General features: G+C 71.0%; 12 protein-coding genes and 1 pseudogene. 6 read left to right on the top strand and 7 right to left on the bottom strand.

What is annotated here, in order from left to right; genetic code table 11:
• The 3 genes and pseudogenes from L0P92_RS35135 to L0P92_RS35145 all read left to right on the top strand — a co-directional run.
• Window positions 1–348: pseudogene (locus L0P92_RS35135) on the top strand (hypothetical protein); the annotation flags it as partial.
• A 109-nt stretch (window positions 349–457) separates the two neighbouring features.
• The gene (locus tag L0P92_RS35140) at window positions 458–1,471 is read left to right on the top strand and encodes an LLM class F420-dependent oxidoreductase (RefSeq protein WP_234767110.1); all 1,014 of its coding nucleotides are present in this window, start codon (window positions 458–460) and stop codon (window positions 1,469–1,471) included.
• Window positions 1,472–1,518: 47 nt separating this feature from the next.
• Window positions 1,519–1,812: a hypothetical protein gene (locus L0P92_RS35145; protein WP_234767111.1), complete on the top strand. Its 294-nt coding sequence runs from the start codon at window positions 1,519–1,521 to the stop codon at window positions 1,810–1,812.
• A gap of 79 nt (window positions 1,813–1,891) precedes the next feature.
• On the opposite strand, the gene L0P92_RS35150 is transcribed toward L0P92_RS35145, so the two are convergent.
• From L0P92_RS35150 to L0P92_RS35160, 3 genes are read right to left on the bottom strand one after another with little or no spacing between them, the layout of a single operon-like run.
• The gene (locus L0P92_RS35150) at window positions 1,892–2,962 is read right to left on the bottom strand and encodes a glycoside hydrolase family 15 protein (RefSeq protein WP_234767112.1); all 1,071 of its coding nucleotides are present in this window, start codon (window positions 2,960–2,962) and stop codon (window positions 1,892–1,894) included.
• A complete protein-coding gene (locus L0P92_RS35155) occupies window positions 2,959–3,693 on the bottom strand; it encodes a class I SAM-dependent methyltransferase (protein ID WP_093907931.1) in 735 nt (244 codons plus the stop codon). The genes L0P92_RS35150 and L0P92_RS35155 overlap by 4 nt, the downstream gene beginning before the upstream one ends.
• The gene (locus L0P92_RS35160; RefSeq protein WP_234767113.1) at window positions 3,687–5,105 is read right to left on the bottom strand and encodes a glycosyltransferase family 4 protein; all 1,419 of its coding nucleotides are present in this window, start codon (window positions 5,103–5,105) and stop codon (window positions 3,687–3,689) included. Before L0P92_RS35160 ends, L0P92_RS35155 begins: the two co-directional genes overlap by 7 nt.
• Before the next feature lie 220 nt (window positions 5,106–5,325).
• On the opposite strand from L0P92_RS35160, the gene L0P92_RS35165 reads away from it, so the two are divergent.
• Window positions 5,326–5,946, top strand: coding sequence for a TetR family transcriptional regulator (locus L0P92_RS35165; RefSeq protein ID WP_234767114.1), 621 nt, complete (start codon window positions 5,326–5,328; stop codon window positions 5,944–5,946).
• A gap of 319 nt (window positions 5,947–6,265) precedes the next feature.
• Here L0P92_RS35165 and L0P92_RS35170 read toward each other — a convergent pair whose 3' ends face one another.
• Window positions 6,266–6,454, bottom strand: a complete 189-nt coding sequence (locus L0P92_RS35170; RefSeq protein ID WP_234767115.1) for a hypothetical protein — start codon at window positions 6,452–6,454, stop codon at window positions 6,266–6,268.
• A 164-nt stretch (window positions 6,455–6,618) separates the two neighbouring features.
• Between L0P92_RS35170 and L0P92_RS35175 the strand changes: the two genes are divergently transcribed.
• Window positions 6,619–10,344 (top strand): NACHT domain-containing protein, encoded by a 3,726-nt coding sequence (locus L0P92_RS35175; protein ID WP_234767116.1) that lies wholly within the window; start codon window positions 6,619–6,621, stop codon window positions 10,342–10,344.
• Here the strand turns inward: L0P92_RS35175 and L0P92_RS35180 are convergent.
• The 3 genes from L0P92_RS35180 to L0P92_RS35190 all read right to left on the bottom strand — a co-directional run bounded on the left by L0P92_RS35180 (window position 10,298) and on the right by L0P92_RS35190 (window position 12,390).
• Complete coding sequence (locus L0P92_RS35180; protein WP_234767117.1) at window positions 10,298–10,531, bottom strand: ferredoxin; 234 nt, start codon at window positions 10,529–10,531, stop codon at window positions 10,298–10,300. The genes L0P92_RS35175 and L0P92_RS35180 overlap by 47 nt on opposite strands.
• Before the next feature lie 6 nt (window positions 10,532–10,537).
• Window positions 10,538–11,995 carry an aldehyde dehydrogenase gene (locus tag L0P92_RS35185; protein WP_234767118.1) on the bottom strand — a complete coding sequence of 486 codons (1,458 nt, stop codon included), beginning with the start codon at window positions 11,993–11,995 and terminating at the stop codon, window positions 10,538–10,540.
• Between the two features lie 104 nt (window positions 11,996–12,099).
• Window positions 12,100–12,390, bottom strand: a complete 291-nt coding sequence (locus L0P92_RS35190; protein ID WP_234767119.1) for a hypothetical protein — start codon at window positions 12,388–12,390, stop codon at window positions 12,100–12,102.
• Window positions 12,391–12,481: 91 nt separating this feature from the next.
• Between L0P92_RS35190 and L0P92_RS35195 the strand changes: the two genes are divergently transcribed.
• Window positions 12,482–12,924: MBL fold metallo-hydrolase (locus L0P92_RS35195; protein ID WP_234767120.1), on the top strand; the 443-nt coding region annotated here is incomplete at its 3' end.

The raw sequence follows: 12,924 nt of genomic DNA on the forward strand, positions 1-12,924 counted from the left end.
CCCCAGCCCTACGGCGCTCAGCCGCCCGGTGGTTACGGGTACCCGGGTGCTCAGCAGCCGCAGGGTGGGCAGCCCTACGGTGGGCAGCCGCAGGCCGGGCAGCCGTTCGGGGGTGGGCAGCCGCAGGCACCCGCTCCGGCGCCCGCCGCGGACTTCTCGCCGTTCTGGTTCGCCGTGCCCGTGGCGCGGCCGCTGTTCGCGGAGGACGGTTCGCCGACGCCGATCGCCGAACTGGCGCCGGGCACCTGGTACCTGGCCGTGGAGCAGCGAGGTCCGGCCCTGGTGGCGCAGACGCAGGACGGTCGCCGTGGTGTCCTCCAGGACACGTCGGGGATTCAGCGCGGCTGAACCACTCAGATCACAAGCCGTACGACGGCCCCTCACCCTTCCCGGTGAGGGGCCGTCGTCGTACAGTCGCAAGCCCAGTGCACAACTGACGGAGCGTCAGGAGGCGGACATGCGGCTCGGGCTCGCACTCGGTTACTGGGGTCGTGGCCCCTCCGCGGACCATGTGCCCCTCGCTCAGGAGGCCGAGCGACTCGGCTACGACTCGGTGTGGACCGCCGAGTCCTGGGGGTCGGACGCGTTCACGCCGCTCACCTGGATCGCCGCGCGGACGTCAAGGATCAAGCTCGGTACGGCCGTTGCCCAGATGGCCGCGCGTTCCCCGACCACGACCGCCATGCACGCCCTCACCCTCGACCACCTCTCCGGCGGGCGCATGATGCTGGGCCTCGGGCTGTCGGGGCCGCAGGTGGTGGAGGGGTGGTACGGGCGGCCGTTCCCCGCCTCGCCGTTGACCGCCACGCGTGAGTACGTCGACGTCGTACGGCAGGTCCTGCGGCGCGAGGCGCCGGTCGAGCTCGACGGGCGTTTCCACTCCCACCCGTATCGCGGCCCGGACGCCACCGGCATCGGGAAGGCGCTGAAGCCGATCACCCATCCCCTGCGCGCCGACCTCCCCGTCCTGCTCGGCGCCGAGGGGCCGAAGAACGTCGCGCAGACGGTCCGGATCGCCGACGGCTGGCTGCCGTTGTACTGGTCGCCGAGCAGGCCCGAGGTGTACGGGGAGGCGGCAGCCGGCGATCTGCCGGACAGCTTCCTCGTCGCGCCCATGGCCCGGGTCCAGGTCTGTGACGACGTCTCCGAGGGGCTCCTGCCCGTCAAGGTCATGCTCGGCTTCTACATCGGCGGCATGGGGCACGCGGCCCGCAACTTCCACGCCGATCTCATGGCGCGCATGGGGTACGAGGAGGAGGCGCGGCGGATCCAGGAGCTGTTCCTCAGCGGACGCAAGGAGGAGGCCGTACTCGCCGTCCCGGACGCCTTCGCCGACGAGATCTCCCTCGTCGGCCCGCGTGAACGCATCGCCGAGCGACTGGAGGCGTGGCGCAAGGGACCGGTGACCGACCTGCTGGCGCTGGCACCCGACCCGCACTCCCTGCGCGTGCTCGCCGAGCTCAACTCGTAGGCCGGCGCACCGGGTTTCATCCCGGATTCAAGGGCTACCCGCAGGGCATGTCCCCTCGATATCGCAACGGTGCCAATCAGGCCGGCACGGTCATAGCGATCGTCGCCGACGTCATGGCCCTCATCCTGGGCCTCTGGATCCTGATGTACCTGCTGGACGCCAACCGCGCCAACGATTTCGTCCAGTTCATCCACGACGCGGCCCGCTGGCTGGCGGGTTGGTCACACGATCTGTTCACCTTCGACGAGGAGTGGGCGAGGGTCGTGGCGGGCTACGGCCTGGCGGCGGTCGTGTACTTGTTCGTGGGCCACGCCATATCCAATCGAGTACATCGACACTAACGCCCTAAAGGGGCGCGGGGAACTGCGCGATCAACCACAACGAACCCGCACCCGCCGCCCGGCCGAACCCCCCGAGCTCTCAGGCGCAACAATCCGGGTCAAGCCCCGCAGGCAACTGCTCGCCCCCGAACACCGCACACGTCGCCTCATGCCCACCCAGCGCCGCCACGGCCAGCAACAACGACCCGGCCGTCCACGTCGTCAGCTCCCGCGGCCAGATGGCGTCGTCCTCGAACACGTACCCCGTCCAGTACAGCCCGCTCTCCGCATCCCGCAGATGCTGAATGGACTGGAGTATCTCCAAGGCCCGGTCGGACTCCCCCATCGCCCAGAGCGCGAGGGCGAGTTCGGCGGACTCGCCCCCCGTCACCCACGGGTTCGGAACGACGCACCGCACCCCGAGGCCGGGGACGACGAAGCGGTCCCAGCCTTCCTCCATGCGGGACTTGGCATCGGCGCCGGTCAGCGCGCCGCCCAGCACCGGGTAGTACCAGTCCATGGAGTAACGGTCCTTGTCCAGAAACCGCTCCGGATGCCGACGGATCGCGTGCCGCAACGCCCCAGCCGCCAACTCCCAGTCCGGCTGCGCCTCCTCCCGCTGCTCGGCGATGGCCAGCGCGCACCGCAGGGCGTGGTGGATGGAGGAGGACCCGGTCAGCAGCGCGTCCGCGGTCGCCGTGCCGTCGTCGTCGCGTCGCCAGCCGATCTGTCCGCCGGGCTGCTGGAGCTTCAGGACGAACTCGATCGCGGCGTAGACGGACGGCCACATCCGGTCCAGGAAGGTGTCGTCGCCGGTGGAGAGGTAGTGGTGCCAGACGCCTACGGCTATGTAGGCGACGAAGTTGGTCTCGCGGCCGGTGTCGGTGATGTCGTCGTGCGCGCCGTCCGCGTAGGCGGCGTACCAGGAGCCGTCCTTGTTCTGGTGCGTCGCGAGCCATACGTACGCCCGCTCGGCGGCCTCGTGCTCGCCCGCCGTGTCCAGGGCCATCGCCGCCTCGACGTGGTCCCACGGGTCGAGGTGGTGGCCGCGGAACCACGGGATCGCCCCGTCCTCCCGCTGCACGGCGAGGATGCCCGCCACGGTCGCGGCGGCCTGCTCGGCGGTGAGGACCCCGGGCAGGACGAGGTGTTCTGTCCGGGGGGTGGTCACCGGGCGTCCACCGCCGGGAGGTGGGGCTTGGTCGCGTAGGCCACGAAGCTCTTGCCGATCAGGGGGTTGAGGGCCTGCTCGGCGACCCTCGTCGCCAGCGGTTTCTTCATGATGTCCCAGACCAGCAGCTTGTGGTACGCCCGCACCGGCAGCGCCTTGTCGTTGTCGACGCCGAACGCGCACTTCAGCCACCAGTAGGGCGAGTGCAGGGCGTGGGCGTGGTGGGTGCCGTACGGCTTCAGGCCGGCCTCGCGGATCTTGGCGAGCAGCTCGTCCGCCTTGTAGATGCGGATGTGGCCGCCCTCGACCTCGTGGTAGGCGTCGGACAGCGTCCAGCAGACCTTCTCGGGGCCGTAGCGCGGGACGGTGATGGCGATCCGGCCGCCGGGCCTGAGCACCCGGACCATCTCGGCGAGTACGCCCTTGTCGTCCGGGATGTGCTCCATGACCTCGGAGATGATCACGACGTCGAAGGACTCGTCGGGGAACGGGAGCGCGAGGGCGTCGCCCTCCATCGCCGTGGCGGTGGCGCCCTCGGGTGCCTCGCCCGCCTCCTTCATCGCCGCGAACCACTTCGCGACCTCGCGGATCTCCTCACCGTTCTGGTCCAGCGCCACCACCTGGGCGCCGCGCCGGTAGCACTCGAACGCGTGCCGGCCGGCGCCGCAGCCGAGGTCCAGGACGCGGTCGCCCGGGGCGAGCGGGAACCGGGAGAAGTCGACGGTCAGCACGTGGCCCTGCTTTCGGAGTTGACGCCTTCTACAGCGGTGGGGGTCGCGGACGCGACGAGGTCGGCGCCCGTCGCCGCGGAGCGGCCGGTGTCCGGCCGGGAGTGGGGGTGGGCTATGGCCTCGCGGTAGCGGGCCACCGTGCCCTCGGCGGCCTTGGCCCAGGTGAAGTTCCGCAGGACGCGGTCGCGTCCGGCAGCGCCCAGGCGGTCGCGCAGCTCGGCGTCGCCCAGGAGTCGGCTCAGCGCGGCGGCCAGCGCCCCGGGCTCCCCCGGCGGCACGGCAAGACAGGTCTCGCCGTCGCGTCCGGCGACCTCGGGGATCGCCCCGCCGGTCGTGGCGACCAGCGGCGTGCCCGTGGCCATGGCCTCGGCGGCCGGCAGGGAGAAACCCTCGTAGAGCGACGGTACGCACGCCACCTGCGCCGAGCGGACCAGGTCGACGAGTTCGGCGTCGGAGACGCCCTTGACGAACTCGACGGCGCCTTCCAGGCCGTACCGCTGCATCGCCTGTGCGACCGGGCCCTCCTCGGGCCGTTTGCCGACGACGACGAGGTGGGCGTCGGGGTGTTCGGCGCGGACCTTGGCGAGTGCCTCGACGAGGAAGACCAGGCCCTTGAGCGGGACGTCGGCGCTGGAGGTGGTGACGATCCGGCCGGGGATCTGCGGTACCGAGGGATCCGGCGAGAACAGGTCGGTGTCGGCGCCGATGTGCACGACGTGGATACGGTCCTGTCGTACGCCGAGATGGTCGACGATCTCCGCGCGGGACGTGCCCGAGACGGTCAGCACCGACGGCAGGCGGCGTGCCACCCGCTTCTGCATACGGGTGAAGGCGTACCAGCGGCGCACGGACATCCGCCGCTGCCAGCCCTCGGCGGCGTCCAGCTCCAGCTGGCGGTCGACGGTGATGGGGTGGTGGATGGTGGTGACGAGGGGGGCGCCCACGTCGCCCAACAGGCCGTATCCCAGCGTCTGGTTGTCGTGTACGACGTCGAAGTGCCCTCGTCTGGCGCGCAGATGGCGGCGGGCGCGCAGCGAGAACGTCAGCGGCTCGGGGAAGCCGCCGGTCCACATGGTCGCCACTTCCAGCGCGTCGACCCAGTCGCGGTACTCGTCGCGCTTCGGGGTGCGGAAGGGGTCGGGCTGGCGGTAGAGGTCGAGGGAGGGGAGCTCGGTGAGGGTGAGGCGGGCGGCGTACTCGGCGCCCTCGTCGAGCACGGGGTAGGGCTGGGAGCCGATGACCTCGACGCGGTGGCCGAGGCGGGCCAGCTCGCGGGAGAGGTGCCGTACGTAGACGCCCTGGCCGCCGCAGAACGGGTTCCCTTTATAGGTGAGGAGGGCGATGTCGAGCGGTCGCTGCCCGTCGGCGGCAGGATCCTGAGGGGACCCGGCCTCCCTGGCCTCAGCGGTCACTCCGGACCCCCTTCTCCCTGCGGTCTCCCTGCGATGTCCCGCGAGATTACGCGGGACGCTAATCTAGAACAAGTTTCAGACTTGATCGTTCAAGAGGCTCTGAATCTACCGGCAGGTAGCGCCGCTGTGAGCGATGGATCGGGTGATTCACGCCACGGCCGACGCACTGGCATGCTCTGTCCGGTCACCCACCCTCACCGACTGTCACGGAACGGGATCCATGCCTGCGGAAGCCAGTAGCGCGAGCCCCTCCTCACCGCCTCTCACCGAGCGGCAGGAGGCCCGCCGCCGACGCATCCTGCACGCCAGCGCGCAGCTCGCCAGCCGGGGTGGTTTCGACGCCGTGCAGATGCGGGAGGTCGCGGAGTCCTCGCAGGTGGCGCTTGGCACGCTGTACCGCTACTTCCCGTCCAAGATCCATCTGCTGGTCGCCACGATGCAGGACCAGCTGGAGCACATGCACGGCACGCTGCGCAAGAAGCCGCCGCAGGGGGAGACGGCGGCGGAGCGGGTGGCGGAGACGCTGATGCGCGCGTTCCGCGCCCTGCAGCGCGAGCCGCATCTGGCCGACGCCATGGTCCGCGCCCTGACCTTCGCCGACCGCAGCGTCTCCCCCGAGGTCGACCAGGTCTCCCGGCAGACCACGGTGATCATCCTGGACTCGATGGGTCTTGAGAACCCGACGCCCGAGCAGCTCTCCGCGGTCCGCGTCATCGAGCACACCTGGCACTCGGCCCTGATCACCTGGCTGTCGGGCCGCGCCTCGATCGCCCAGGTGAAGATCGACATCGAGACGGTGTGCCGGCTGATCGACCTGACGAGCCCGGAGGGGCAGAAGTAGACCTCAGAGGCAGAAGTAGGCCCCAGAGGGCACAGGCAGAGGGCCCCTGGGGCACATGAAACCTACGAGACGGGTTCCCTGCGCCGGTATTACCCGGATCAGGTGGTTAGGGGTCGCCTTCCGGCCTGACTGCTGCCTTCCGGCCTCTCAGCCCGGACCGTCGACGTCGGCACCGGCGGAAACCGTCTGCTTCCTGCCAGAGTCGGCTACTCCGGTTCGGACTCCCTCACTCGTCCCGTAGGCCAATAACAGAATATAACCTCCGAAGCAATATGGAACACCCCACAGGGGATATTTTTTCCCTCGGTGGTGGGCATGGCTAGCGCCTTCTCCGGAGACGCAGGGTGTCCAGGAGCTGGCCGAGCACCTTGAGAGCCGCCTGGCGTCGGGCCGGCTTGCGGGACCAGACGGCAGGCAGGACGACGCCGGCGTAGAGCGCGGTGAAGACGAGCCCGGTGAGCACGACGGGCAGTGGCGTCTGGAGCAGCTGGAACGGCTGGAACGGCATGGTGCGTCCTTGGGGAGCGATGGTCGACGGCTTGCGCCGTGATCGTCGCCCGCCGCGGCCGCCCCCCGGCCGGATCCCGACTGCCGCCGAACTCCCGGCGGAAGACGCAGGTCACGCCGTACGCTTCGGTGGTATCCGCCGAACCGTACCGAAAGGGCTGGGAGTTGGCCGCACCACCGGCGGGTCCCGTCGCGGACTTCTGCGCCGAGCTGCGCCGCCTCGTGCGCGCCTGCGCTGTGCCGCAAGCCGAGATCGCACAGGCGCTCGGGCGCGGCAACAGCTCGATCTCGGAGCTGCTCAACGGCCGTCGGCGCACGGCACCGGACTGGGAGGCCGTCCGGCACATCGTGGCCCTGTGCGCGCGACGGCACGCACCATCGGCCCGGCCACCCGCGGGAGTGCGCATCGACGAGGGGTGGTGGCGCAGCCGGCACGCCGAACTGGAGCGCACCGTGGAACGCGCGCGGACCACGCCCTCGCCGGGACCGGGACCGGAACCGGAACCTCAGCCGCAGCCGGACGATCACCGGCCCTTCGCTCCCGCCCCCGCCGCCTACTCGCCCGGGCTCGACGCGGCCGGCTGCATGGGCATGGGGACCGAACAGGCCGTGTATCTGCTGGCCGACGGGCGCCCGGAGCTGATGTACGAGTGGGACCGCATCCTGCATCCGCTGGACGGCGACGGGCGGCCGCCGTACGTGCTGGACAGCCTGCTGGACGGCTTCCCCCAGCGGGTGCGCGCGGCGCACGGTCTCGCGCGCAGTGCCCTGCTCTGGGCCGCCCAGGTGGTGCTCGCGGCGGCGCTGATCCAGTGCGTGGACCGCCTGTCGCAGCTGGGGGCGCTGGACTTCGTCCGGCTCCTGACCCGTAGCGCACTGCAGGTTCCCGGGCGACCGGAAGGCCTCTCTCCCGCGGGACACCCGCCCCCGTTGCCGCCCGGCGAGCCGGCCTCCGACACACCCGAGCGACGGGCCCGGTACGACCACTGTGTGCGGCTGGTCGGCGAACTGGCCGCCGACTGCCCGGAGTTCGCGCTGACGACCGCCCCGCTGGGAACCGTCGTACGGGACACGGCCGACGGCCCGGACGGGACCGGGCTGGCCGGACTGGAGGCGCTTCTGGCCGAGTACGCGGGCCGGGACAAGCCCTTCGCGGCCGGCCGGGCACGGCTGCGTGATCCGATCGCCTCGCTGGAATCGTCCGGCCCCCGACTGCCGAGCCTGGAGCGGGGATACGTCAACCCGCGTTTCCGGGTGGCCGACCAGGAGCGGCGGGACGGCGCCGAACACGGCGTCACCTCGAACAAGTGGGTCGCCTCGGACAAGTGGTGGGAGCAGCAGCCCTCGTACGACACGATCGAGCACTTCTTCGCCGCGTACCTGCTGGGCCTGCCCGCCCTGCTCACGCCCCTCGTGGTGCTCGGCCACCCCGGCGCCGGCAAGTCACTGCTGACGAAACTCCTCACGGCCCGGCTGCCGGCCGACGAGTTCCGGCCCCTGCGGGTGGAGCTGCGGTACACGCCGGCGGAGGCGGACGTGCAGACGCAGCTGGAGCACGCGCTCAGGCAGGCCACAGGGCGGCGGGTGAGCTGGCCGGACTGGTCCGAGGCGGAGCCCGGGGTGGTTCCGGTCGTGCTGCTCGACGGGTTCGACGAGCTGCTGCAGGCGGGCGCCCAGCGGCTGGCCCCGGCACGACAGTGGGGGTACCTGCGCGAGGTCGCACGCTTCCAGGAGCGTGAGGCGGAGCTCGGCCGCCCGCTGGTCGTGATCGTGACCAGTCGCACGGTGGTCGCCGACCGCGCGGAGATCCCCCGCACCAGCCAGGTGCTGCGCCTGGAGCCGTTCGGGGAGCAGGAGATCGAGCGGTGGCTGAGCATCTGGAACACCGCGAACGCCGACTACCTGGACCGCGGCGGACTGCGGCCGCTGGCATCGTCGGCCGTCCTGCCGCACCGGGAACTCGCGGCCCAGCCCCTGCTGCTGCTCATGCTCGCGCTGTACGACTCGGTCGGCAACGCACTGCACCGGCTGCGCGACGAGGACATCAGCCGCACGGGGCTGTACGAGCGGCTGCTCACCGAGTTCGTCCGCCGCCAGCTCGACAAGGACGGCCCGCTGCCTCCGGCGGAGGTGGGCGCCGCCGTCGAACGCGAGCTGCACCGTCTGTCGGTGATCGCCCTCGGCATGTTCCACCGTGGTGTGCAGGCGATCAGCGCCGAGGAGGCGGACCGGGACCTGCGGGCACTGGGCGCGCCGGCGGACCACGGCCGCGGGCTGCTGTTCGGACGGTTCTTCTTCGTGCACGAGGCCCAGGCCGTCGTCACCGAGGAGCGTCTGCGCAGTTACGAGTTCCTGCACGCGACGTTCGGTGAGCATCTGGCCGCGCGGCTGATCGAGCGGGCGCTGCGCGGCCTTGCCCCCGGCCAAGCCGCCGCGGACGACGGCGAGTTGTACGCCCTGCTGTCGTTCACTCCGCTGACCGACCGGGCGCAACTCGTCCACAATCTGCGGGACATGCTCGCGGCGTGGCCGGAGGAGGGGTCGTCGGCCGAGCTGGTGGAGGCGCTCATCGGGCTGTTCCGGGCGGCTGCCTGGGGCGGCCCTGAGGGCCGTACGGATGTGGCGTACGTCCCGGTCCGGCAGACCCGGGCCTACCGGGACGCGGTGTACGAGGCCAACCTGCTGCTGATCACCGTGCTCGCCGCGGGCAAGGTGTACGCGTCCCAACTCCTTGAGCTCGAAGGTGACGTGGCCGCCGGATGGCGGCGCCACGCGATGGCATGGCAGGCGCAGATGTCCACGGAGTCGTGGGATCTGCTGTGCTCGACGCTGAACCTCGACCGCCGTCCGCGCCCCGGTCCGGACGGGTCCTACAAACAGGGCCCCGATCTGGTCATCGGCACGGACTTCGAACCGCTCGGCCAGCACGAACTCGGCTGGCCCCGGCTGCCGATGACGTCCCCGCATTCCTCCACGGGCGATGCCGCGTCCGTGATCAGGCGGGTCATGTTCACGGCGGACGGCGACGCGGAGCTGCTCCTGCACACCAGCTATCCGTTGCTGGTCCAGGTCCCCGGCGCCGTGGCCTGGGACCAGCGGGACACCCGGAACATGGCTCAGACGCTCGTCGCCCTGCTCATCAGGGACACGGATGACCCCTTGTCGGTTCCTGACCGGTACGTCATGTGCCTGGACCGGGCGGGCCGACTGGGTATCGACGAGAGACTCTCCTTTCTCGAAGCACTGCTGCGCCAGCTGGTCCATGACGCCCCCGCGATGTCCGACGAGGACCTGGGTCACGTCCTGTCCAGGCTGTTCCTGACGGTGACCAGGCATTCGGGCGTCAGCACCGCGGCGATAAGGCAACCGGTTCTGCGCTGCCTCGGCGACGCTCTGGAGCGCGGCAGCTCAATGCTGACCGAGAGGCTCAACTCCTTCCGCAGGCTCTTCGTCGAGCCCGACCGCGTCTCCGAGGCGCACCGGAGCATCTCCCTCAACGACCTGCGCGACCTGGTCCGGCTGAGTCACTCCACCCACATCTGGCGATGGGCGTGCTCACTGCGCGGCGACGCCGCGGCCCGTCACCTCGACGGCGTCCTCACCGATCTCGATCTCCGGCAGGTCGCCGCGACCGACGCCGCGGTCCTCGTCGGCCTTCTCCGCCTCGCCGTCGAACTCGACCTGGGCGACTGGCTCTCCGCGCACGCGGCCGAGATCCTCGCGGCCCTGCCTCCCGAGGCCTTCGGCCTGCTGCGCCCCTCGGACCTGCGCCCGTTGCGGGCCGCGCTGCCGAAGGGTGCGTACGACGCGGAGTTCAGGGAGGTGGAGTGGGTCTGGCGCGGGCCTACTCCTCCGGTGGGAACACCGGCTCCCCGCTCCCCAGCACCGTGATCACGATCGCCTCCACCGGGCAGCTCTCCGCCGCCGCCAGGACCTTCTCGTTGGCGTCCGTCTCCGGGTCGGCCGGGTGGGACTGGCGGGCGGTGTCGAGGTGGAAGGCCGCGGGGGCGTGGTGGACGCACTGGGCCGAGCCGATGCACACCGACCGGTCGACCTGGACGTGCCAGCGGTCCCCCATGGCTCCTCACGCCTCCCAGTCGGCCGGCAGGTGGATCATCTTGTGCTCCAGGTACTCGCCGAAGCCCTCGGGGCCGAACTCGCGTCCCAGGCCGGAGTTCTTGTAGCCGCCGAACGGGCCCAGCATGTCGAGGCTGAAGGTGTTCACCGAGTAGGTGCCGGTACGGACCTGGCGCGCGACCTCGATGCCGTGGCCGGTGTCGGCCGTCCAGACGCTGCCGCTCAGGCCGTAGTCGGAGTCGTTGGCGATCTTCACGGCCTCGGACTCGTCGCCGTAGGGCAGCAGGCAGATGACGGGGCCGAAGATCTCCTCCCGCGCGATCCGCATGGAGTTGTCGACGTCCCCGAAGAGGGTCGGCTCGACGTACCAGCCCTTCTCGAGGCCGGCCGGACGGCCGCCGCCGGTCAGGATCTTCGCGCCCTCCTCCTGGCCGATGCGGATGTAGTCGAGGTTGCGGCGCTGCTGTCGCTGTGCGACCAGCGGGCCGACCTGGGTCGCCGGGTCCAGCGGGTCGCCGACCACCAGCGCGCCGGCCGCGGCGGCGAAGGCCTCGGCGAACTCGTCGTAGCGGGAGCGGGGCAGGAGGATGCGGGTCTGGGCCACGCAGGCCTGGCCGTTGTTCATCCAGGCGGCCGGGACGACTCCGGCGACGGTCGCCTCGACGTCCGCGTCCGGCAGTACGACGGCCGCCGACTTGCCGCCCAGCTCCAGGGTCACGCGGGTGAGATTGCGGGCCGCGACCTCCATCACGCGCTTGCCGGCCGCCACCGAGCCGGTGAAGGAGACCTTGTCGATCCCCGGGTGCCCGACCAGGTACTCGCTCACCTCACGGTCGGCGGGGAGGATGGACAGGACGCCGTCCGGCAGCCCGGCGTCCTTGGCGATCTCGGCGAGGAGGTAGGCGTCCAGGGGTGATTCCGGGGACGGCTTCAGCACCACCGTGCAGCCGGTGAGCAGCGCGGGCGCGAGCTTGGCGGCGGCGACGAACTGCGGGACGTTCCAGGGGACGACGGCCGCGACGACGCCGACGGGCTCGCGCCGGACGAGGATCTTGCCGAGGACGCCGTCGCGGCGCTCCTCGTACGTGAAGTTCCGCGCGACCGTGATCGCCGCGTCCCACACCATCATCGCGCCGAGGGCCTGGGCGAGGACGCTCCAGGAGTACGGGGAGCCGTTCTCGGAGGAGATCACGCGGGCCATCTCCTCGTGCCGTACGGCGATCCCGTCCTTGATGCGGGTGACGACCTCGATCCGCTCCTCCAGGCTCAGCCGCGGCCAGGGGCCCTCGTCGAACGCCTTGCGTGCCGCCGCGACCGCGCGGTCGACGTCGGCGGGCGAAGCGTGCGGGACGCGTCCGATGACCTCTTCGGTGTGCGGCGAGACGACCTCGATGACGTCCTTGCCCAGGGGGTCGGTCAACTCCCCGCCGATGAACAGCTGTCCGTGTTCCACGAGCTCGGTCATGGCCGCCTCACTCCGACTCTGACGGTGCATCAGATATTTCTGAAACTGATACCAGTTCCACTCCAAGGAGTCCACGGGTCGCACACGCCTCGCCTCTACGATGATCAAGTGACGACGAGCAGCCGTGACCACAGACGCGCCTGGGTCGCCTTCGGGACCGCCATGACGATCGCCGTCTGCGGCGCCGTGTGGATGGCGTCGTCCTGGGAGGACGTGAAGCGCGGCAACGGGGTCTCGGTGAGCCGGGAGACGAAGAGCCCCGAGGAGATCAGGGAGTACTGGACGCCCGAGCGGATCAGGCGGGCCGAACCCGTCGAGATGCCGGCCTGGAACCCGTGCGAGCACTTCCCCTCCTCGCTCGCGCCGCGCTGTTGGTAGATGACTCGGGCTCCCATCGAAACCCGTTCTAGTTATAGTGGCGGGGAGTCCTCAGCCCTTCACGGAGGGCCGGAACTTGTCGCGGCGATCGGGGAGCCCATGGCGCAGGTGACGCAGGTGCACGACCACGGCGGCGGCGTGAAGTCCATCGAGGTCCCCATCCCTGACAACCCGCTCGGCCACACCCTCGTGTACGTCGTCGACACCGACCGCGGTCCGGTCCTCGTCGACACCGGCTGGGACGACCCGGCCTCGTGGGACACCCTCGCCGAGGGCCTCGTGGCCTGCGGCACCGCGCCCGGTGAGATCCACGGCGTGGTGATCACCCACCACCACCCCGACCACCACGGCCTGTCGGGCAAGGTGCGCGAGGCCTCCGGCGCGTGGATCGCGATGCACGCGGCGGACGCGGCGATCGTACGGCGCACCCGCGCGACCCGGCCCGAGCGCTGGTTCTCCTACATGGCGGCCAAGCTCACCGCGGCCGGCGCCCCCGACGCCCATGTGGCCCCGTTGCGCACGGCCCGCCGCCCGAGCGCCCTCCCCGGCTT

The organism is Streptomyces muensis (assembly GCF_021474425.1).
In the GTDB taxonomy this organism is placed as follows: Bacteria; Actinomycetota; Actinomycetes; order Streptomycetales; family Streptomycetaceae; genus Streptomyces; species Streptomyces muensis.